At 47.9% G+C, this 21,743-nt stretch carries 23 protein-coding genes; 14 read left to right on the top strand and 9 right to left on the bottom strand.

What is annotated here, in order from left to right:
• Positions 1-115 precede the first annotated feature (115 nt).
• From recO to QEO93_RS11030, 7 genes are all read right to left on the bottom strand, one after another.
• On the bottom strand, positions 116-853 hold the full coding sequence (recO, locus tag QEO93_RS11060; protein WP_032137393.1) for a DNA repair protein RecO: 738 nt from the start codon (positions 851-853) through the stop codon (positions 116-118).
• 87 nt (positions 854-940) lie between these two features.
• Positions 941-1,867 carry an aldose 1-epimerase gene (locus QEO93_RS11055; RefSeq protein WP_032137392.1) on the bottom strand — a complete coding sequence of 309 codons (927 nt, stop codon included), beginning with the start codon at positions 1,865-1,867 and terminating at the stop codon, positions 941-943.
• A gap of 198 nt (positions 1,868-2,065) precedes the next feature.
• Positions 2,066-4,351, bottom strand: coding sequence for a DNA internalization-related competence protein ComEC/Rec2 (locus QEO93_RS11050; RefSeq protein ID WP_085815436.1), 2,286 nt, complete (start codon positions 4,349-4,351; stop codon positions 2,066-2,068).
• A gap of 87 nt (positions 4,352-4,438) precedes the next feature.
• A complete protein-coding gene (gene ppsR, locus QEO93_RS11045; RefSeq protein WP_032137390.1) occupies positions 4,439-5,248 on the bottom strand; it encodes a posphoenolpyruvate synthetase regulatory kinase/phosphorylase PpsR in 810 nt (269 codons plus the stop codon).
• Positions 5,249-5,444: 196 nt separating this feature from the next.
• On the bottom strand, positions 5,445-5,933 hold the full coding sequence (locus QEO93_RS11040; protein ID WP_032137389.1) for a PaaI family thioesterase: 489 nt from the start codon (positions 5,931-5,933) through the stop codon (positions 5,445-5,447).
• A 219-nt stretch (positions 5,934-6,152) separates the two neighbouring features.
• The gene (gene ygfZ, locus QEO93_RS11035; RefSeq protein WP_032137388.1) at positions 6,153-6,998 is read right to left on the bottom strand and encodes a CAF17-like 4Fe-4S cluster assembly/insertion protein YgfZ; all 846 of its coding nucleotides are present in this window, start codon (positions 6,996-6,998) and stop codon (positions 6,153-6,155) included.
• 123 nt (positions 6,999-7,121) lie between these two features.
• Entirely contained in the window at positions 7,122-7,610 is a 489-nt protein-coding gene (locus QEO93_RS11030; RefSeq protein ID WP_032137387.1) for a dihydrofolate reductase, read from the bottom strand.
• Positions 7,611-7,837: 227 nt separating this feature from the next.
• Here QEO93_RS11030 and QEO93_RS11025 point away from each other — a divergent pair, with 227 nt between their 5' ends.
• The 6 genes from QEO93_RS11025 (at position 7,838) to QEO93_RS11000 (ending at position 12,267) form a co-directional block, all read left to right on the top strand.
• Positions 7,838-8,755, top strand: a complete 918-nt coding sequence (locus QEO93_RS11025; RefSeq protein ID WP_284627595.1) for a tannase/feruloyl esterase family alpha/beta hydrolase — start codon at positions 7,838-7,840, stop codon at positions 8,753-8,755.
• 12 nt (positions 8,756-8,767) lie between these two features.
• On the top strand, positions 8,768-9,031 hold the full coding sequence (locus QEO93_RS11020) for a transposase (protein WP_003789867.1): 264 nt from the start codon (positions 8,768-8,770) through the stop codon (positions 9,029-9,031).
• 17 nt (positions 9,032-9,048) lie between these two features.
• Positions 9,049-9,531, top strand: coding sequence for an IS5 family transposase (locus QEO93_RS11015; protein WP_085815393.1), 483 nt, complete (start codon positions 9,049-9,051; stop codon positions 9,529-9,531).
• 24 nt (positions 9,532-9,555) lie between these two features.
• A complete protein-coding gene (locus tag QEO93_RS11010) occupies positions 9,556-10,245 on the top strand; it encodes a tannase/feruloyl esterase family alpha/beta hydrolase (protein WP_085815515.1) in 690 nt (229 codons plus the stop codon).
• Between the two features lie 100 nt (positions 10,246-10,345).
• Positions 10,346-11,764, top strand: coding sequence for a type I glutamate--ammonia ligase (gene glnA, locus QEO93_RS11005; RefSeq protein WP_032137386.1), 1,419 nt, complete (start codon positions 10,346-10,348; stop codon positions 11,762-11,764).
• A gap of 62 nt (positions 11,765-11,826) precedes the next feature.
• The gene (locus QEO93_RS11000; protein WP_032137385.1) at positions 11,827-12,267 is read left to right on the top strand and encodes a GNAT family N-acetyltransferase; all 441 of its coding nucleotides are present in this window, start codon (positions 11,827-11,829) and stop codon (positions 12,265-12,267) included.
• Positions 12,268-12,273: 6 nt separating this feature from the next.
• Here QEO93_RS11000 and recG read toward each other — a convergent pair whose 3' ends face one another.
• Entirely contained in the window at positions 12,274-14,319 is a 2,046-nt protein-coding gene (gene recG, locus QEO93_RS10995; protein WP_032137423.1) for an ATP-dependent DNA helicase RecG, read from the bottom strand.
• 210 nt (positions 14,320-14,529) lie between these two features.
• Between recG and QEO93_RS10990 the strand changes: the two genes are divergently transcribed.
• From QEO93_RS10990 to QEO93_RS10965, 6 genes are all read left to right on the top strand, one after another.
• Positions 14,530-14,943 (top strand): YqaA family protein, encoded by a 414-nt coding sequence (locus QEO93_RS10990; protein ID WP_032137384.1) that lies wholly within the window; start codon positions 14,530-14,532, stop codon positions 14,941-14,943.
• 53 nt (positions 14,944-14,996) lie between these two features.
• Positions 14,997-15,482, top strand: coding sequence for a DUF3465 domain-containing protein (locus QEO93_RS10985; RefSeq protein WP_044250245.1), 486 nt, complete (start codon positions 14,997-14,999; stop codon positions 15,480-15,482).
• Between the two features lie 19 nt (positions 15,483-15,501).
• Positions 15,502-16,554, top strand: coding sequence for a DNA polymerase IV (gene dinB, locus QEO93_RS10980; RefSeq protein WP_032137382.1), 1,053 nt, complete (start codon positions 15,502-15,504; stop codon positions 16,552-16,554).
• A gap of 118 nt (positions 16,555-16,672) precedes the next feature.
• Positions 16,673-17,542: a ribosome small subunit-dependent GTPase A gene (gene rsgA, locus QEO93_RS10975; RefSeq protein WP_032137381.1), complete on the top strand. Its 870-nt coding sequence runs from the start codon at positions 16,673-16,675 to the stop codon at positions 17,540-17,542.
• Complete coding sequence (locus tag QEO93_RS10970) at positions 17,526-17,747, top strand: hypothetical protein (protein WP_284627594.1); 222 nt, start codon at positions 17,526-17,528, stop codon at positions 17,745-17,747. The genes rsgA and QEO93_RS10970 overlap by 17 nt, the downstream gene beginning before the upstream one ends.
• A complete protein-coding gene (locus tag QEO93_RS10965; protein ID WP_284627593.1) occupies positions 17,737-19,233 on the top strand; it encodes a phosphoethanolamine transferase in 1,497 nt (498 codons plus the stop codon). The genes QEO93_RS10970 and QEO93_RS10965 overlap by 11 nt, the downstream gene beginning before the upstream one ends.
• A 49-nt stretch (positions 19,234-19,282) precedes the next feature.
• Here the strand turns inward: QEO93_RS10965 and QEO93_RS10960 are convergent, their stop codons facing one another.
• Positions 19,283-20,653: an L-serine ammonia-lyase gene (locus QEO93_RS10960; protein WP_032137379.1), complete on the bottom strand. Its 1,371-nt coding sequence runs from the start codon at positions 20,651-20,653 to the stop codon at positions 19,283-19,285.
• 239 nt (positions 20,654-20,892) lie between these two features.
• Here QEO93_RS10960 and QEO93_RS10955 point away from each other — a divergent pair, with 239 nt between their 5' ends.
• A complete protein-coding gene (locus QEO93_RS10955) occupies positions 20,893-21,123 on the top strand; it encodes a YgjV family protein (RefSeq protein ID WP_032137378.1) in 231 nt (76 codons plus the stop codon).
• 84 nt (positions 21,124-21,207) lie between these two features.
• Positions 21,208-21,735 (top strand): hypothetical protein, encoded by a 528-nt coding sequence (locus QEO93_RS10950; protein ID WP_085815435.1) that lies wholly within the window; start codon positions 21,208-21,210, stop codon positions 21,733-21,735.
• The last annotated feature ends 8 nt before the right edge of the window (positions 21,736-21,743 follow it).

Raw genomic sequence — 21,743 nt, 5'->3', positions numbered from 1 at the left:
TGCACGGTAATTGCTTAATGCGGCGATTTATTAAGAATATGTTAATCGCAGCCTGAAAAACCGTTTTCAGGCTGCGATTATGTGGAGCGTCAGCGAGCCGCTGACGCTCCATTTTTCAGGCTGCAAATTGATTTTTAAATTGATTAAGCTGCTGCAACACACGCCGACTTTTAATCCCATCAGGCAGCCTGAAATCCAGCAGCAACCGCGTTAATTTCAGCGCAGTCGCCAAATCAGATTGCGCATTCAGGCTGCCTGAACCCAGTTGCAGCAACAATTCGCCCGACACAATCACGCCATCTTTCGGCAGATTACCCGAACCTTGCCAAACCTGCACCGCCGCTTCAGGGCGAACGCAATAAAAGTTTTCGGGCTGCACCGCACGTCCCAAATCATCGCGCTGATAATCGGGCGCAAAACCCAGTTCACTCAACAACTGCCATTCAAAATGGCGCAAATCCGCCGCGTTTTCAGGCTGCATACACAAGGCTTGCAGCGTTTTATATTGCAAATCAAACAGTTTGGGCGACGGATCTTCAGGCGCAGTCAGCTTCAAAATCAACTCATTCACATACATCGCGCTGAACAAATTGCGCTGACGCGGTTGCGCCCAGCCGCCGAGCCATTCCGCGCGGTGCAGCGTTTTCAATTCTTCCTTGCCAAACCAAGACACAGAAACAGGCACAAACGGCACTAACACGCCACGCAATTCCGAGCCACGCGTGCGCGCACTTCGCGCCAAAAGCGACACGCGCCCGTAATCGCGGCTAAACACTTCCACGCGCAAACTGTTTTCGCGCCATGGTTGCGAAGTGAGCAGGAAAACGGGTTGATGATTGATTCGATTGGACATAAATGCAGCCTGAAAAATGAGGGGTGCTTATTATATATCTGCTAAACAAAATGCAGCCTGAAAAGTGTTTTCAGGCTGCATTTTGTTTTAAATCTCACTCAACTGATAAACCGTTTCAAACGCTTTTGCTTCCCCAGCTTGCAACTCAATCAAGCCAATTTTATTGTTAAATGCATCAGGCGCTGCACTCAAATTTTCCAGCGCAATGCTCTTGCGGTCATCAGGGATATAGGCTTGCACATACGGATAAGATTCGTCTGGCGACAGGGTTAGGCGAATGCGTTTGCCTTGTAGCGTAACGGCTGGCGCGGTGTTATCGCGGCGGATAAAGCAGTTATCCAGCGAAATATTGGCGAGCGTGCTGCCGTGTAAAAAGCGTTCATCTGGCGTGGTTTCGCCTGTGGGCAACAATGCTGCGCTAAACGCCAACTGCGCTTGGCTGTTGATGTGCAACTGCCAGTCGTCCAAATCACCATCAACGGCAAAATACGGATGCCAACCGTCCACAATCGGCAGCGCGGTTTCGCCTGTGTTGCGTACTTCGGTGCAGACGCTGAGCGCGGCATTTTCGCGCAATTCGTAGCGCACGCTGATGTCGTAATCAAACGGATAACCTGCGTGTTCGTGGCGATAGCTGTAGCGCAATTCCACGGCTGCGCTGTGTTCATCGACGTGGCTGTGATGCAGCGTAAACGGTGCGTCATAAATCAAACCGTGAATGGCTGAATCGCCCAGTTTGTGTTTGTTCACATGATAATCGCAGCCTGAAAATGAGTAATTGCCTTGCGCCAGTCGGCAAGCAAATGGGCTAAGTTTTGCGCTGCGGAACAGTTGCGTGATGTCGCGCTGTGCGGCTTCGGGCGACGCATACGCGGCGATGACGTTGTGCCATTGTTGGCTGCTTTGCAAAATGGCAAAACGGTTGAGCAATGCGCCAAACGGGAAAATTTCGGCTTGCGCGTGGTTTTCGTGGGTCAGCACAATGCGGTTAGGTTCTGTGGTGATGGTAAACATGATGATTTCCTTTTGTGGATAGGCGCACCATTTTCAGGCTGCCTGAAGATTTTGGTGCGCGGGGCGCACCCTACAACTGCGATTATTTTATAACAAAATCACTCGGTTGTAGGTCGGCTTTCCAAGCCGACATTTTATTTTCAGGCTGCGTGAACATGATTTGTCAGCTCGGAGAACCGACCTACAGCAAACCTAAAATCACTCAGGCACACGCAAAAACGGCTTACGCTGCCACCAAAATTTCTGCTCCGTTGCCAACGCAGCTTGAAAACGCGAACCATCAAAATCCACCTGCACCCCGCCCTGCAAATCCGTCCGATACAGCCCCACATTTCGCGCCGCCAACTGCGCCTGAACGCTCGGGTGCGGATGACGAAACGCATTCGCAAAACCACTGCTGGCAATCGCAATCTGTGGCGCAACCGCGTCCAAAAACACACTGCTAGTCGCGCTTTTGCTGCCATGATGTCCCAACACCAGCACATCGCTCTTCAGCCCAGTCCCATATTTTTGCAGCAACTTCCATTCCCCAGCCTTGCCCGTGTCGCCCATAATCAGCAGCGATTGCGCCCCCGAAACCACGCGCAACACGCAACTCAAATCATTGTCTGCAGCCTGAAAACCCATGGGCGGCGTGAGAAACTCAAACCGCACATCGTCCACCGTCCAAGCTAAGCCGTCCGCGCAATACTTCGCCTGTGGATAAAATTCAGGCTGCCCAGCCCAAATCTCATCCACTTTCAGGCTGCGATTGATTTCCGCAAAACCCCCATCATGGTCATTATCGTGGTGCGATACAATCAGCGAATCCAATCGCCAAACCCCTTTAGCCCGAAGATTTTGCAGCAAAGTTGCCCCAACCGCAGGCTTACCCGTGTCAAACAACACATTTTGAGAAGGCGTTTGCAGCAGCACAGACAAACCCTGTCCCACATCAAACACCGTCATCTTAAAACCATGGGATACAGGCTCAACCCGATACAAGAAAAACGCCGCCAACCCACAACACGCCAACGGTTTCAGCCCCGAACCACGCGGCAAAACCAGCAGCAAAACCCCAGCCATCGCCGCCCACATCAACCCAGTAGGCGCATGAACAAAATACCACTCAGGCAACACACCACCCAAAAATTGCAATACAGAAACCGTCCATTCCCCCAACCAAGCCGCCCACATTTTCAGGCTGCCAAACGGCAAAACCGAAGCCACCAACGCCAATGGCACAAGCAACCAAGAAAAAAACGGAATTGCCACCGCGTTCACCAAAGGCGAAAAAATCGGCAGCGAACCAAACAAAAACACCGTCATCACCGCACTCGCCAGTGTAACCGCTCCTTGCGCGAAAACCGCCTGTTTCAGCTTAAACGCCCAACCGCGCGGAAACGGACGCAGCCTGAAACCACACGCCCAAATCAGCACCCCCACCAAACCAAACGACAACCAAAATCCAGCCGCCAACACCGCCACAGACTGAAACAGCAAGACCACCGCCAACGCCGCCCACCAAGTCCGCCACGGTTTCGCCTTTTTGCGCCCAATCCACGCCACCGCAAACACCGAAAACATCAGAAAACTGCGCAGCGCAGGCACTTGAAAACCAGCCAACGCCGTATAAAACAGCCCCACCAACACCCCAAAACCCAACGCCCACACACGCGGACGCGCAATCTCCAGCCGCGACAAATACAATACAACCAACGCTAACCCAGTCGCCAACATCGCCACCATGCCAATATGCAAGCCCGAAATGCTCACCAAATGGTTCAAGCCTAACGGACGCAATGCCGCCCACGTTTCGCGCGACAAACCGCTTGGGTCAGCCACCGCCAAAGCCGTCATCAAGCCAGCCCCTTGCGGATAACGCGCCGCCGCGTCTTGCCAGCCAGCAATGATTTTCGCGCGGACAGAATTGATGTTTTGTACGTTTTCAGGCTGCAATAAGCGGTTGTTTTTGCTGATATTCGCAATCCCATCAATTTGGTTGGACAACGCCCACGCTTCACGGTCAAAGCCCACAAAATTTCGCGCGCCAACCGTGGCGCGGACTCTCGCATTCAGTTGCCACGTTTCGCCAACGTGCCACTCGCCACCTGCGTAATCGTTGAAATACAGACGGTAGGTTTTGCCGTCTGCCGTTTGCGCCGTGCCGATGAAACTGGTGTGGTCAGCGTTGGTTTCGTCTTGCTTGGGCAACTCGGTGATTTGCACGCGCAAAGGCGTTGGCACGGGCGAAAGCGTTGGCTGCCATTGCTGCGACAACGCCCATTGCGTGCGCCCAATCGCGTAACTCGCGCCCAGCAACACGCAAAAACACAAAAACGCAGCCTGAAATATTTTCAGGCTGCGTGTGTGTTTTGCCCAAATTATCGCCGCCAAATTCGCTGTAAACGCAATCAACCAGAACCAAAAGTTTCCCTGCGTTGGCAAGAAAAAACTGGCGATTGCGCCTAAAGCGAAAGTGGCAAAAAGATAAGTTGTGTTCATTCTGTTCCTGCGAAATCTGTAGGCTGGGTTTCAACCCAGCAATTTTCAGGCTGCGTGAATTTGCTGGGTCGCGACCCAGCCTACGCATCAAAAACGACGTTTCAGGCTGCATGCTTGCAAAATTTCCACCGCCAATTCTTCCACCGATTTATGCGTGGTGTTGGCAAACGGAATGCGATGACGGCGGAAAATCGCCTGCGCGTCCGCCACTTCTTGCCGACAGGTTTTTAGGCTGGCATAACCCGAATCTGGGCGGCGTTCTTGGCGAATGTGGTGCAAACGGTCTGGCTCAATCGTTAAGCCGAACAATTTGTTTTGATGATTTTTCACCATGCGCGGCAAATCGTCCGTGTCCAAATCTTCAGGCGTGAGCGGATAGTTCGCCGCACGAATGCCGTATTGCAGCGCAAGATAAAGGCAAGTCGGCGTTTTGCCACTGCGAGACACGCCCATCAAAATCACATCGGCAGCCTGAAAATCTTTGTCGGAAATCCCGTCATCATGGTTCAGCGCAAAATTCACCGCTTCCATTCGCGCATCGTATTTTTCCACGTTTTGAACGCGGCTTTGCACAATGTGACTGGCGGGCGCGTTCAATTCTTCTTCCAGTTTTCCCAAAAATGCGTCAAAAAAACTGAGATGAAACGCGTTGGCTGTGGTAATAATCGCGCGGATTTCATTGTTTACCACACTGGAAAACACGAGCGGTCGTGCGCCTTGTTCAGCGGCTTGGTTGATGATTTGCACCAGCGCGTGAGCTTTTTCGGGCGTGTCCAAAAAAGGATAAGTGGCGCGTTTGAAAGATATGCCAATGAATTGTTCCAGCAGGGCGTTACCCATGTTTTCAGAGGTTAAACCCGTGCGGTCGGACACGAAAAAAACGGGATATGTATTCATGGTAGATTTCCTTTAGTGGAGCGTCAGCAGCTCGCCGACACGTTTTCCATTCAGGCTGCCTGAAAGTTTGTCGGCGAGCCGCCGACGCTCCATAGCCATCGTAGGGTGCGCCCCGCGAACCACAATCTTCTAAAAATGGTGCGCGTGGCACACCCTACGCAAGAATTGTCGTACACCCAAAAACGCAGCCTGAAAACTAATTTTCGGGACGAAATTCCTTTTTCAAACGAATATACAACGTGCGCTTAGCAATCGCAACGGTTTCATTTTGTTCATCAAAAACACGCACGGTAAACTCAGGCAAGTGCATTTCGCCGTCTGCGGTTGCTGCAATAATCTCATCAATTTCCGCGCGACTAATCTGGCAATCCAAAAACACTGCGCCTTTGCTGGCTTTGATAAATTCAATGTGTGCCGATTTGTCCCAAACGTAATATTTTTCGTGAAACAAGCAGTTGCACATCATCGCGTAAATCGGGTCGGTGAGCGCGAACAGGCTGCCGCCAAATTGTGTGCCGTGTGAATTTTTGGTGTTGCGCCAATTTTTCAGCATGGCACGGCAATGGGTGTAATCGTCTGATAGGTAAGTGATTTTAATACCTGTGAAAAACAGCGGAGACCATAAATTTAAACAGCGACGCAATTTATCGGCGGTTTTGGGGAATTTTTTGGGTAGGGGTAACATTCGGGTTCTTTCAAAAAAAATTTCAGGCAGCGCTTTCAGGCTGCCTTTCAGTACGCAATAAAAATGGAGCGTTGGCGGATCGACAATAAACCTTTGATAATCAAAAACTTATTCCAAGAAATCAATTTACTGTTATTTGAAAAATATCGGCGAGCCGCCGACGCTCCATTGTAAAATTTCTGTTATGTACTAAAAAGCAGCCTAAAAAATATTTATAGATTACTCTTCTGACTGATTGTTCTCAAAAAACAAATGTGCCAACGCAAACACATTGCCCGAAGTATCGCGCAATTCGCCCGAAACCGCACCATGTTTCACCACCAACAAATTCAGGCTGCCTGAAACATTCATCACTACACCAGCCTCCGCACCGCTCACGTCCAATACTTCCGCGCCAGCCGTCTGCGCATGTTCATTTTTTGCCACCGCCAAACCGCGTTTCACTTGCCCACGATACTGCGCGCGCGCAATGATTTCTTGCCCTGGATAGCAACCTTTGCGGAAATGCACACCACCAATCGTGTGTTGGTTCAACATTTGCGCCACGCAAGCCTCTGACGTTGCCGCACAAACCCACGGATAACCGCTCAAAATTTCGTGTGTGTTCCAAGCAACTTCAGCTTCTGCGGAAAATTCAGGCAATTCCGCTTTCGGCGCAAGTTTCAGGCTGCCTGAATGCGGTAATTCAATTTCGCCTGCTTCGTTTGCCGCAAATTGCAAATGCGGTTCAGTCGGCAAGACAGGCTGTGCGCCGTCTTTCAGGCTGCCTGAAACGCCCCAGTCTGCCAAAATTTCCAATTGCACTTTGGCGCGTAACACAAACATACGCAAACGCTTCACGACTTTTTCCGCTAAATCTGCCGCCATTGCCAACAAGATTTCATCGCCTGTGTTGTATGCCAACAGGTTTACAATCACTCGCCCTTTTGGGGTGTTATACGTGGCGTAACAAGCGTGATTTTTGGCTAGGTTATTGATGTCGTTTGAAAATTGCTTGTGCAAAAAATCGTGGCGGTCTTCGCCTGATACTTTCACGACTGCGAAAAATGGAAGTTGTGTTTGCATGGTAAATCCTTAGTGATATTTAAAACATTCGTCTATTTTACTCTTTCAGGCTGCCTTTGAATATTCTGAAAATCAATTGCAAAAAATGCAGCCTGAAAACGGTTTTCAGGCTGCGTTCACACATTATTTCATGCGCTGATAGTGCACAAAATCAAATGCCATTTCTTTGGCTGAAACATGGCTTTCACGCGTGATTTCTCGCCATTCTTCGCGCAAAAATTCAGGGAAAAACGCGTCGCCTTCAGGCTGCAATTGCACTTCGGTTAAACGCAAATCTGTCGCGAATGGCAAGGTTTGGCGGTAGATTTGTTCGCCGCCCATAATCATCACTTCGGTTTCATTCGCACACGCGTTTAATGCAGCCTGAATGTCGGTGAAGACTTCTGCGCCCTCTGCGGCAAAATCTGTTTGACGTGTGATGATGATGTTACGGCGATTGGGCAAGGGTTTGCGCGGCAAGCTGTCCCACGTTTTGCGACCCATAATCACGGGCTTGCCTGTTGTGTATTGCTTGAAAAAGGCGAAATCTTCGGGAATGTGCCACGGCATTGTATTATTTGAACCGATAACGTGATTTTTTGCTAGCGCGGCGATGAGGGTGATTTTGGGCATAGAATTCCTTTGTAAAATGGAGCGTCGGCGGCTCGCCGACACATTTTTAAATTAAAAATTTGTGATTATCAAAGATTTTGTCGGCGAGCCGCCGACGTTCCACTTTTTATCATGAACTAAAAAGCAGCCTGAAAAATTCGTTATTTTAATGTATCTCTCAATTTTCAAACCGTTTTGAAATGCTAAAATCATCATTTCCCCAATCACACACATTAAAGGATTTTATCGTGCTACTGAAAAAAACGATTTTGATGTTATCCGCAGCATTTGCCGCACACAGCGTTCAGGCTGCCATTTTTGACGCTGCACAATGCGCAGATTTGAGCAAAACCGAAGGCGTAAATTCCGCCAAATGGATTCAAGCAGGCAAATTGCCATCAGACGACCAAGCCTCGTTCACAGGTGCAGCCAAATCAGCCGCAGGCGTGGAATTTGACGCGCATTGCGTGGTAAACGGCGAATTGGAAAAACGCACAGGCGCAGACGGCAAACCTTATGCCATCGGCTATCAAATGCGTTTACCCGCCAACTGGAACGGCAAATTCCTGTTCCAAGGCGGTGGTGGCATGGACGGTTTTGTCGCGCCAGCAGTGGGTGCGACACCTGTGGCAGGTTCAACCGCATTGCCTGCATTGAAACGCGGTTACGCTGTTGTGAGCATGGACGGCGGACACAAAGGCGCAGGCGACCCTTCTTTCGGCGCAGACCAACAAGCGCGTTTGAATTATGCGTACGCGTCCACAGGCAAAGTAACAGGCTTGGCAAAATTGTTGATTCGCAAAGCCTACAACACTGAGCCAAAACACAGCTATTTTATGGGCTGTTCCAACGGTGGTCGCGAAGCCATGCACGCGGCAATGCGTTACCCTACTGAATTTGACGGCGTAGTGGCAGGCAACCCAGGTTTCCGCTTGTCTCGCGCAGCCATTGCCCAATCTTGGGACAATCAACACTTCCGTGCAGCCGCACCGAAAAACGATAAAGGCGAAGTGATTTTTGCCAACGCTTTAACACAAAAAGACTTAGACGCTGTGGTAACAGGCGTGTTGAATCGTTGCGACAAAAATGACGGCGTGAAAGACGGCATCATCAACGCATGGGAAAGCTGCGATTTCAAACCTAAGAACCTGTATTCACAAAAATGATAAAATATCTTTATGACTAGAAAATCCTACCCAACAGACTTAACAGATGCCCAATGGCAAGCGATTGAGCCACATTTTAACCAGCTACGCCACTACAAATGGGATAAACGTCAATTAGTGAATGCCGTTTTGTACATCACCAAAACAGGTTGCCAATGGCGTATGCTGCCCAATGATTTTCCACCTTATTCAACCGTATGGAGTTTCTATCGCAGAGCCAATCAATCAGGCTTATGGGATAGAATTCTTTTGGCATTGGTTCAAAAAAACGTTTAATCCATCAAAAACAAGCAATGCCAACTTATGCCATTCTTGATTCACAAAGTGTCAAAACAGCTTCTAGCGCACATGATAAAGGTTTTGATGGAGGTAAAAAAATCAAAGGTCGTAAGCGACATATAGCTGTTGATACGTTGGGTAATCTATTGTCTGTTGTGGTTCATGCAGCCAATATTCATGACACAAAAGCAGGTATTTTTGTAGCAAAAAAAGCGTTTGAGACCTATCCGAGTTTAAAAGGTTTCTGTGCGGACGCAGGTTATCGGAATACATTTGAGCGTGAAGTATCAGAGCAATTGGGTTTAACTGTTGAGATTTCAAAGAGAATTCAAGATATTTCTTGGCATATTCTGCCCAAACGTTGGATTGTAGAACGAACGTTTGCATGGTTAGGTTGGTCTCGACGTTTAGCAAAAGATTTTGAGCAGACGAATTTATCTGCTGAAAATTTTGTTAAACTAGGGTATATTTCACAAATATTAAAATTTATCAAATAGTTGTTTGTGAATACAGGTTCTAAAATGGTACAAGACCAAATCGGCGCGGACAAAGTGAAATTGCTGAACCAAATTTTTGGTGGCGCAAAAAATTCGCGTGGCGACCAAATTTATAGTGGTTGGTTTTATGACGCAGGCTTGAATACCGAAGGCTGGCGCGCATGGAAATTGGGCAATTCGCAAACCGCGAAACCGAATGCGCGAAACATCACATTGGGTGCAGCGAGTTTGCCAAGCTACTTCATGACCCCGTATCAGCCCAACTTCAGCACATTTGATTTCAATTTTGACACAGACGTGGCGAAAACCGAGCAAATCGGCGGTTTGAACAATTCAGACAGCACAGATTTGTCCACATTCAAAGCGCGTGGTGGCAAAATGATTGTGTTTGAAGGCGTGTCAGACCCAGTGTTTTCAGCCGTGGATTTGCGCGACTGGTACAAACAATTGTTGAACGACACAAAAGGGGCGCGTGATGCAGTTCGCTTGTTTAATGTGCCAGGCATGACCCACTGTGGTGGCGGCGCAGCGTTGGACGATTTTGACCCATTGACTGCGTTGGAACAATGGCACGACAAGGGTAAAGCACCTGAAGCGATGTTGGCACAAGGCAAAGCGTTCCCAAATAAAACGCAGCCATTGTGCGCGTATCCAAAAGTGGCGACTTATGTTCGCGGCAATGTGGATAAAGCCAGCAGCTTTGTTTGTAAATAATTAAAAATGCAGCCTGAAAATTTACATTAACAATTCTTTACTCAAAACTAACACTTGTGGCAAAATTGTTTTTTCCACAGCCCACAACAGGAGCTAAAACATGTCTATTAAAGAAGTTGTAAAAATGATTGAAGACAACGAAGTTCGCTTCGTTGATTTACGTTTCACCGACACCAAAGGCAAACAACACCACTTCACCATTCCCGCACGAATCGTGTTGGAAGACCCAGAAGAATGGTTTGAAAACGGTCAAGCATTTGATGGTTCATCAATGGGCGGCTGGAAAGGCATTCAGGCTTCAGACATGCAGTTGCGCCCTGACCCAAAAACTGCGTTCATCGACCCATTCTATGACGATGTAACCCTTGTTTTAACATGTGATGTGATTGACCCTGCAGACGGCAAAGGCTACGACCGCGACCCACGTTCCATCGCACGCCGCGCCGAAGCCTATTTAAAATCCACAGGCATTGGCGATACCGCATTCTTCGGGCCCGAACCAGAATTTTTCGTATTTGACGGCGTGGCATTTGAAACGCACATGCACACCGCCCGTTTTGAAATCACATCTGAAACAGGCGCATGGTCTAGCGGCAAACATTATGACGGTCAAAACACAGGACACCGCTCAACCGTGAAAGGCGGTTACGCACCCGTTGCGCCAGTGGACGCAGGACAAGATTTGCGTTCAGCCATGGTGAACGTGTTGGAAGAAATCGGCATTCCAACTGAAGTACACCACGGCGAAGTCGGCACAGGTTCGCAAATGGAATTGGGCACCAAATTCAGCACCTTAGTGCAACGCGCCGACTGGACGCAAGACATGAAATACGTGATTTGGAACGTGGCACACAACTTTGGCAAAACCGCCACATTCATGCCTAAGCCTTTAATGGGCGACAACGGCAGCGGCATGCACGTTCACCAATCCATTTGGAAAGACGGCAAAAACCTATTTTCAGGCGACGGCTACGCAGGTTTGAGCGACATGGCGTTGTATTACATCGGCGGCATCATCAAACACGCCAAAGCCCTAAACGCGATTACCAACCCGTCCACCAACTCATACAAACGCCTTGTGCCACATTTTGAAGCACCTGTTAAACTGGCTTACTCAGCGAAAAACCGCTCAGCGTCTATCCGCATTCCAGCCGTTCATAGCCCCAAAGCCGTGCGCATTGAAGCCCGTTTCCCAGACCCAACCGCCAACCCATATTTGGCTTTTGCCGCGTTGCTGATGGCGGGTTTGGACGGCATTCAAAACAAAATCCACCCAGGCGACCCAGCCACCAAAAACCTGTATGACTTGCCACCAGAAGAAGATGCACAAGTGCCAACCGTTTGCGCGTCTTTAGACGAAGCCCTGAACGCATTGCAAGCAGACCACGAATTTTTATTGCGCGGCGGCGTGTTCAGCCAAGACTGGATTGACAGCTACATTGCATTCAAATCCGAAGATGTGCGCCGCATGCAAATGGCACCGCACCCATTAGAATTTGAAATGTATTACTCGCTGTAAAACACAAATGCAGCCTGAAAATTAGTTTTCAGGCTGCATTTTCTACATTTGAAAGATAAATTATGAACTGGACAGAAAAACGCTTCACCGAACTCACCCCAACCCAAATTCACCAAATCTACCGCGAACGCATCGCCGTGTTTGTGGTGGAACAAACCTGCCCTTATCCCGAAGTGGACGACACAGATTTAACCGCATGGCATATTTTCAACACAGAAAACGATGAACTGATTAGCTATTGCCGCGTGTATCACGCCCAAGACGGCGCACATATCGGGCGCGTGTTAGTGGCACAAAAACACCGCAACGGCGGCAAAGCCAAAGCCCTGATGTTACGCGCATTGACATTGGCAAAACGCGAATATCCGCATGAAAACATCATGGTGCAAGCACAAGCACATTTGCAAAATTTTTACGGCAGCTTAGGTTTTGTGCCAACTTCTGAAGTGTATTTGGAAGACAATATCCCACACATTGATATGATTTTGCAGAACGCAGCCTGAAAAACATCAAGCTGCCATAAACCCTTCCCGACTGCTCAACCACCGTTCCAAATGTCTCGCCACACTTTCAGGCTGATGCGCAATCAACAACGGCGCAACTTCACGCGCATATTCCAGCAAAGCCATATCCTGCTCCAAATTCGCAAAGCGCAACATCGCCGCGCCGCTTTGTCGCGCACCCAAAAATTCGCCTGGTCCACGAATTTCCAAATCCTGTCGCGCAATTTCAAAGCCGTCCGTATGCTCGTAAATCACTTTCAACCGTGCTTTACCGATTTGCCCAAGCGGTTCAGCAAACAGCAACACGCAAGTACTCGCCGCCGCACCACGCCCCACGCGCCCACGCAATTGGTGCAACTGCGCCAAGCCCATGCGTTCTGCGTGTTCAATCACCATTAAACTGGCGTTTGGCACATCCACGCCCACTTCAATCACAGTAGTCGCAACCAGCACATTCAGGCTGCCTGAAACAAATTCTGCCATTACCGCCGCTTTTTCCGCAGGCTTCATGCGCCCGTGAACCAAGCCAATTTTGAGCTGTGGCAACGCGGCTTGCAATTCCACTAACGTGTCGGTCGCCGTTTGCAGTTGCAGCACTTCGCTCTCTTCAATCAACGGGCAAACCCAATACGCTTGCTGTCCTTTTTGGCAAGTGTTCAGCACAAAACCTTCCACTTCTGCGCGGCGCAACTGATTGACTAATTTGGTTTTAATCGGTGTGCGATTCGGCGGCAACTCGTCAATGGAAGATACGTCCAAATCAGCAAAAAAACTCATCGCCAAGGTGCGCGGAATGGGCGTGGCGGACATCATCAGCTGATGCACGTCTTCGCCTTTGTTTTTCAACGCCAAACGCTGCGCCACGCCAAAACGGTGCTGTTCGTCCACAATCACTAAACCCAAATTGTGAAACACCACATCGTTTTGAAACAGGGCGTGTGTGCCAACGGCTACGCGAATGCGTCCGTCCGCCAGCGCGGCTTTGACTTGGTCTTTTTCTTTCTTTTTCAGGCTGCCTGAAAGCCATGCCACGCTGATACCGAGTGGTTCAAACCATTGTTTAAATTTAAGATAATGTTGCTCGGCAAGAATTTCGGTGGGTGCCATCACGGCAGCCTGAAAATTGCCGCTGCTTTCCAGCGCGGTCAGCACGGACAAGGCGGCGACGATGGTTTTGCCGCTGCCTACGTCGCCTTGAAGCAGGCGGTGCATGGGGTGTGGTTTTGCCATATCAGTGCGGATTTCGTCTAACACGCGCGCTTGGGCGGCGGTGAGTGAAAAGGGCAATTTTTCAATCAGTTGGCGCGACAGACTTTCATCGCCAATTAACGGTTTGGCGTTGTTTGACTGGCGTTTTTGACGAGCGAGCCGCATGGAAAGCTGTTGGGCGAGCAGTTCGTCAAATTTGAGCCGTTGCCATGCTGGGTGTGCGCCGTTGCTGATTTCGTTGATATGGAAATGCGGCTGTGGGTTGTGCAGCAGGCGCAGGCTTTTGGCGAATTTGGGCAGATTGCGTTTGTCTAACACGCTTTGAGGGAGGACTTCGGTTAGGTCGATGTTTTCTAATACGGTGTTGATGATTTTGCGTAATGTGGGTTGGTTGAGTCCGTTGGTAGTGGGGTAAACGGGGGTAAGTGATTGGGCTAGCTCATTTTTTTCAGGCGACTTGATTTTGGGGTGTATCATTTCGTCGCCATAATAGCCGTGTTTGATTTCGCCGAGTGCGCGGACGGTTTGTCCTTCGGCGAGTTGTTTTTGGTGGGTGGGGTAGAAGTGGATAAAGCGTAGGTTCAGCACTGCGCCTGTGTCGTCTTGGATTCGGGCGATGAGTTGCTTGCGTGGCTTGAATTGCACTTCTTGATAGATGACGGTGCCTTGCACTTGCACGGGCGTGGCAATGGGTGCGCTGGCGATGGGTGTGATTTGGGTTTCGTCTTCGTAGCGCAGGGGGAGGTGAAGGGCTAAATCCCATGGGGTGTGGAGATTGAGCTTTTCTAGTTTTTTGGCGGTGATATCGGTGATTTTTAGGAGTTTTCGGGTTTCAGGCTGCATTTTGGTTTCTAATTGATTTTCAACCGTAAGGTGTGCTGTGCGCACCGTTTTCAAGTTTTTGGTGCGCACGGCACACCCTACGAGAATGTGAATTTGTTTTTGAATTGCGTGAAATTATAATGGTTTCAGGCTGCATTTTTGGAAAAACTTGGTTTGCAGCCTGAAAAATAGGAAAACCGTTTTTTCAGGCTGCGTTTTGTGGAGATTTTAATGATTGAATGGAGTTTGTGGGCGTTGGCAGTATCGGCGTTTACTTCGGCGACGATTTGGGTGGGGACTTCGGAAGTGGCTTTTGTGGCATTTGTGATGAAGTTCCCTGATTGGGCATGGGCAGCGTTTTTGGTGGCTGGTGTGTGCAATACGTTGGGGAGTTTGGTTTCGTATGCAATGGGGCGATGTTTGCCTGAAAAATACACGGCGAAATTATCGCCCGATGTGTTGGCGCGTTTGCAGAAATGGGGCGCGTGGGGATTGGTGTTGGCGTGGTTGCCTGTGCTGGGCGATGCGCTGCCGATTGCGGCAGGATTTTTGCGCTTATCGGTGTGGCGGTGCGTGTTGGCTTTGGCAGCAGGGAAATTTTTTCGCTATGGCGTTTTGTGGATTAGCATTTTTCAGGCTGCCTGAAACGCCCTATTCTGTTTATAATTGAAATCTTTTTTGACGAATTGTCAACACACATGAAAAAAATCATTCCTTTATTGTTGGTTATCGCGGCGATGGGTTGGCAAAAGTTGCGCCCAACCACACTAACACAACCAACCGCCACGCGCACCGCACAAGCGCAAACTCAGGCGCAAGTTGCCAACAAAAAAACGCCAACCAGCAACGATTTTGAAAAAGTCCTGCAACAAGCCTTTGAAAACCAGCAAAGTAATATTCAAATTCAAGGCGTTGGCACGGTTAGCAAAACGCTGCCTGATGACACAAAAGGCACAAAACACCAGCGTTTCATCATCAAACTCAGCAGCGGACAAACGCTGTTATTCGCACACAACATCGACCTTGCACCCAAAATTCGCAGCCTGAAAAAAGGCGACACGCTGGAATTTTTCGGCGAATACGAATGGACAGAGCAAGGCGGCGTGATTCATTGGACACACCACGACCCAAGCAAACGCCACGCAGACGGTTGGTTAAAACACAACGGACAGTTGTATCAATAATTTCAGGCAGTCTGAAAACATGATTACCCGTAAAATCATACACATAGACATGGACGCATTTTACGCTTCGGTGGAGTTGCGCGAACAGCCACATTTGCGTGGCAAGCCTGTAGTTGTGGCGTGGGACGGGGCGCGTTCTGTGATTTGCGCCGCGTCTTACGAAGCGCGAAAATTTGGTTTGCGCTCGGCAATGGCGGTTTCTGCCGCTAAACGATTGTGTCCACAGGCGATTTTTATTCCGCCACAATTTGCGCTGTATCGCGAAGTGTCGCAGCAGATTCACGCGATTTTCAGGCAGCATACGGATTTAATCGAACCGCTTTCGTTGGACGAAGCCTATTTAGATGTAACCGTTAATAAGCAGAATATGGAATTTGCACAGGATATCGCCACACAAATTCGTGCGGAAATTTTGCGCCAAACGTCATTAACTGCATCGGCTGGCATCGCGCCAAATAAATTTCTCGCTAAAATCGCGTCTGATTGGCGCAAACCGAATGGGCAATTTGTGCTGCCACCGCAAAAAGTGGCGGCGTTTTTGCAGGATTTGCCGCTCGGGAAAATTTCGGGCGTGGGCAAAAAGACATTGGCGAAACTACACGCGCAAGGCTGGAACACGGCTGGCGATTTACAAAAAGTTCCAACGCAACAACTGGTTAGCTTGTTTGGCAAATGGGGTTATCGCTTACACGATTTGGCGCATGGGATTGACAATCATCCTGTGCAAGCGGAACGTGAGCGCGTGCAAATTTCCACAGAAATCACGCTGCCTGAAGATTTACCGTTGAATCAGCTTGTTCGTCATGTGCCTGATTTGGCGCGTGATTTGGCGCAACAGATTCGTCAAAAATCAGTGGAAGGTCAAACGGTTACGCTGAAATTGAAAACGGCAGATTTTCATACTTTAACGCGTTCGCAAACGTATTCTTCGGCGATGTCTGATGAATCGGCGTTGATTTTGGCAGCGCAACAGTTGGCGGCGCGTATGCCGTCCGATCGTGAATATCGGTTGATTGGCTTGGGAATCAGTCACTTGCAGCCTGAAGATTTGCAGTTGGGGCTGGAATTGTGATTTTCAGGCTGCGTTTAAACAATCGCATCGCACGACAATCTTTCAGGCTGCCTGAAAGATTGATTTCATTCAAAAAAAATGGTGTGCGGGACGCACCCTACTTTATTAAGAATTATTTATGTCGCAACAAACCGCTCAAATTATTACCAGCTACGGTCGCCGTTACATCGTTCGCACCGAGCAACACAAAACTTATGAAGCCAGCACGCGCAGTAAACGCACGGATTATGCGTGTGGCGATTTCGTGAAAATTCAAGTGATTAACGATGAACAAGCCGTGATTGAACAGGCGTTGGAACGCCACAGTTTGCTGTATCGGCAGGACGCGTGGAAATCGAAATTGATTGCAGCGAATGTGTCGCAGCTTTTGGTGGTGGTGGCGGCTGTGCCTAGCCCGAGTGAGGCATTGTTGCAACGTGCGCTGATTGCGGCGGAAGCGGCGGGTATTCGCGCAGTGATTGTGTTGAATAAGGCGGATTTGCCCGAAACGGCGGCGTGGCGTGAGAAATTTTCATTTTATGAAACATTGGGTTATAAATTGATTGAATTGTCTGCACTGAATGATGTGGGCTGCCTGAAAAATTTGTTACACGGCGAAACGAATATTTTGTTGGGGCAAAGTGGCATGGGGAAATCGACTTTGACCAACGCGCTGTTGGGCGAAGAGCGGGCACGGACAAATGAGATTTCGGCGGCGTTGGATTCGGGCAAACACACAACGACACACGCGCAACTTTATGATTTAGATGATGAAACAAAATTAATTGATAGCCCTGGGTTGCAGGAGTTTGGTTTGCATCATTTGAACACGGCGGATTTGTTGAAGTATTTTCCTGATTTGCGGCATTTGATTGGCGCGTGTCGTTTTCATAATTGTACGCATCGCGCTGAGCCGAATTGTGCGGTGAAAGCAGCGGCGGAACGGGGTGAGATTCGCAAGGAACGTGTTGAATTGTTGCAGAAAATTACTGATGAATTATCAAGATAACTATGATTGCGGTTTTATTTCCTCTTTTATTATTGTCCCCTGCCCTGCTGCTTTTTTGTTTAGACCACAATCCCAGCACGGTTTTGTTCAATGGCTTAATCGTGGTGTTTTTGGCGGCGTTGTTCAAAAAACAAAAACACTGGGTGTTGTTCGCGCCTTTTTTGCTGCTGATTCCTGTTTATTGGGTCTATATCGTGCGTTATGAAACGTTTTTAACTGAACAAATCTTGGCTATTGTGCTGGAAACACATTATCAAGAAGCAAAAGCCTTTGTTGGCAATATTTCTTGGTTAATTTTGGGATTAGCCGCCACTTGGTTGGGGTTTTGTACTTATTTATGCGTGAAAACGTATCAATCCCGTTGGGTTTGGCAACACAAAAGCCGCTTTTTTGCATTGGCAACTGGTGCAATTTATTTTGTGATGATTTTTTTGACGAGCGTGGTTTTTGACCCGTATCGCGCATTCAATCCCGATGAATCATTGTGGTCACACATCAAAAAGGAAACCGTGGCGAAAAATGCGATGAGCGAGCAAATCAAAGCCAGTTATCCGTTGGGCTTGATGATTGCGTTGCGCGACACTTATCGTGAGCAAGAAACGCTGGCGAACTTGGTAAGCAAAACCCAGCAATTTAGTTTTCAGGCACACGCGCAAGCTGGTTTAGACAAATCTACGGTGGTTTTAGTGATTGGCGAAAGCAGCCGTGCAGCAAATTGGCAATTAAACGGTTATGCGCGTGAAACCAATCCTTTGCTGAGCAAACAAAGCAATTTAGTTAATTTAAACAATATGTTATCCATTGCCAACAACACTCGGCTTTCTGTGCCGATGATGATTACACGCAAGCCTGAAAACTTGGTAGAAAGCATTGATTTTGCAGAAAAATCTGTGATTAGCGCATTTAAAGAAGTAGGTTATAAAACCTATTGGTTGTCCAATCAGCAAAAATACGGTACGCACGACACCAGCACTTCAGTTTACATCAAGGAAGCAGACGAGCAAATTTTTGCGAATTATGCGGATTACACCAACCCTGGTAGTGTGGACGGGGTTTTGTTGCCGCATTTGAACAAAATTCTCACGCAGCCTGAAAATAAGAAGCTGATTATTTTGCATTTATTGGGCAGCCATGTGAATTATACGCACCGCTATCCCGATGAATTTCGCCGTTTTACGCCTGATACAAAAGAGCTGTCTAATGCGGACATGCCTGATTTGATTTCACAAGCACAGTATAAAAATCAGTTTATCAATGCGTATGACAACAGCATTTTATATACGGATTTTGTGCTGAATGAAGTGATTGAAACACTGAAACGGCAAACACAAACACCCACTTTCTTGTTGTATGCGTCTGACCACGGCGAGGATTTGCAAGATGGCGAATGCACGAAAACCATTCACGGCAATATGACGGTGTATGATTTTCAGGTGTCGGCGTTGGCGTGGTATTCGGATGTTTATCAGCAGCAGTTTCCTGAGAAAATTGCGATGTTGCACCAAAATCAGCACCGCAAAATGAACCACACGGCGATTGTGCCAACGCTGCTGGATTCGATGAATATCAGCATTGCCAACGATTCTTTACCGCGCAGTTTATTGAAAAATTATGCGGATTATCCGCGTTATGTGATGAATAAACCGTTTGCGGAAAATGGTGGCGTGGGAGTTTGCAAGGAAATTAAATAAACAAAAAGCAGCCTGAAAACCCATTTTCAGGCTGCTTTTTTATAAAAAACTAAGCGCAAACCACCTTAATCGCCAACCCACCACGCGAAGTTTCCCGATACTTCGCATTCATATCCTTACCCGTTTCATACATCGTTTCAATCACCTTATCCAAATCCACAAACGGGCTGTCTTCGCGCCGCATCGCCATACGTGCCGCATTAATCGCCTTCACTGCACCAATCGCATTGCGCTCAATGCACGGAATTTGCACCTGTCCACCCACAGGGTCGCACGTCAAACCCAAATTGTGTTCCATACCAATTTCCGCCGCCATACACACACGTTCAGGCGAACCGCCCAGCAACGCCGCCAACGCCCCAGCCGCCATCGAACACGCCACGCCCACTTCCCCTTGGCAACCCACTTCCGCACCCGAAATCGACGCATTTATCTTATACAACGCCCCAATCACACCAGCCGTCAGCAAATAATCGCACACCACATCATCCGACAACTCGCCCACAAAACGCCCATAATATTTCAGCACCGCAGGCACAATGCCACACGCCCCATTCGTTGGCGCAGTCACCACGCGCCCACCAGCCGCATTTTCCTCGTTCACCGCCAACGCATACACGTTAATCCAATCCACCAGCAGCATAGGGTCGTCAGACATATCCGTGCCATGGCTTTGCAGCAAACGATACAACTTCGGCGCACGGCGAGACACCCGAAATGAACCTGGTAAAACCGCTTCTTCAGACGACAAACCACGCTCAATACACGCATTCATCGTGTCCCAAATGCCCAGCAATTTCGCCCGAATTTCAGGCTGCGATAATAATGCCGACTCATTCGCCCAAGCCATTTGCGCGATACTCAACTTTTCTGTTTCACAAATGCGCAACACATCAGCCGCCGAACGATAATCAAACGGCACGCCCGTAGTCTGCACAGTCGGCGCATTAAAATTTGATTCGCTCACAATAAAACCGCCGCCAATCGAATAATACGTTTGTGCATAGACTTTCAGGCTGCCTGAAAACGCCGAAATCGTCATGCCATTCTCATGTAACGGCAAAAAGTCTTCATGGAAAACCATGTCTTCTGCATAGACAAAACACACTTCATGCGCCCCTTTTGCCACCAGCAATCGCCTAGACTGTTTCACATTCGCCACAAAATCAGGAATCACATCAATATCCACATCATGCGGCAAATAGCCCGCCAAGCCCATCAAAATCGCCGAATCCGTACCATGTCCAATCCCCGTCATCGACAGCGAACCATACACGTCCACGCGAATATGGTCGATTTGCGCCAACTGGTTTTGCGCCAACAAATCGTCCACAAACTGTTTGCCCGCCTTCATCGGTGCAACCGTGTGCGAACTAGACGGGCCAATCCCGATTTTGAACATATCAAAAACACTAATCATCATTTATCCTAAAAAAACGCGCATTATATAGTTGATGCAATTATTTTTTAAGACAAGGCAACAACGCCCGCCGTATACACATAGTAAATAAGGGCGTTGGCAACGCAGTATTACAAAATAAGTGCATTAACTATAAGCAGCCTGAAATAAAAAAACACATATTTGTTTTAGAACAAATCAAAAAACCACACTTTCGCTATAATGCGCCACAAATTAAACCAACCGAACGGAGAAATCTCATGAATGCATTAGAAATTTTTGGCTACGTAGCCATGTTAATTGTAGCCGTATCATTCTTGATGAAAGACGTATTAAAACTACGCATTACCAACGCTGTGGGCGACGTGATGTTTGTGATTTACGGCTTGATGACTAATACCATTCCCGTAGCCCTGCTCAACGCATTGGTTACAGGGATTAATGTGTATTACATTATCAAAATCCTCAAAGAACGCAAAGAAGCCAAATAATTTCTCACCCAACACAATGCGAGCTCAATCAGCTCGCATTTTTTATGTACAATTTGCAGTCTGAAAACTAAGAAAGATATTCAAATGTATATTCTAAAAAAAGATTTCTATTTTTTAAGCAGTATCATTAAAGAATTTTTCCGACAACCACACATTATCCAGCGACTAAACGAAATTAAACGGTTACACATTTCAGGCTGGGAAGTTTGGCTACAAGTTGAATTACAAATCTTCTTGCAAAACTATTCTGCCGTTTCAGAATCTCATCGCGAACAACGCTATTATTTTGATTTACTAAAAGAAAAATCGGAATCAGAATGTTCTATAGATTTTTTAATTAGACAAAAAAGTGCACAAAGTTATATTCCATTAGAAATTAAGCAACACCCATTTGCTAGCGATTGCATTCGAGAAATGCTAAGAGATACTCAAAAGTTTGAAAAAATTAGACAAAGTGAATTAACTAAAGAGCGATACTTATGGTGTTTAGGTATTCATCAGATTGAAGATGAAAACAAAATCAAGTACAAATTAGTATCATCAGTTTTTAGTATCAAGCACCTTTGTTGCGAGCTAATCAACGGAACGCTATATATGTTCACATTATTTTAAAGCAGCCT

Origin of the sequence: Kingella negevensis (assembly GCF_030177895.1) — a bacterium.
Classification (GTDB): domain Bacteria; phylum Pseudomonadota; class Gammaproteobacteria; order Burkholderiales; family Neisseriaceae; genus Kingella_C; species Kingella_C negevensis.
The sequence above is the reverse complement of the archived record's forward strand: the minus strand, read 5'-3'. Positions and strand labels throughout refer to the sequence as shown.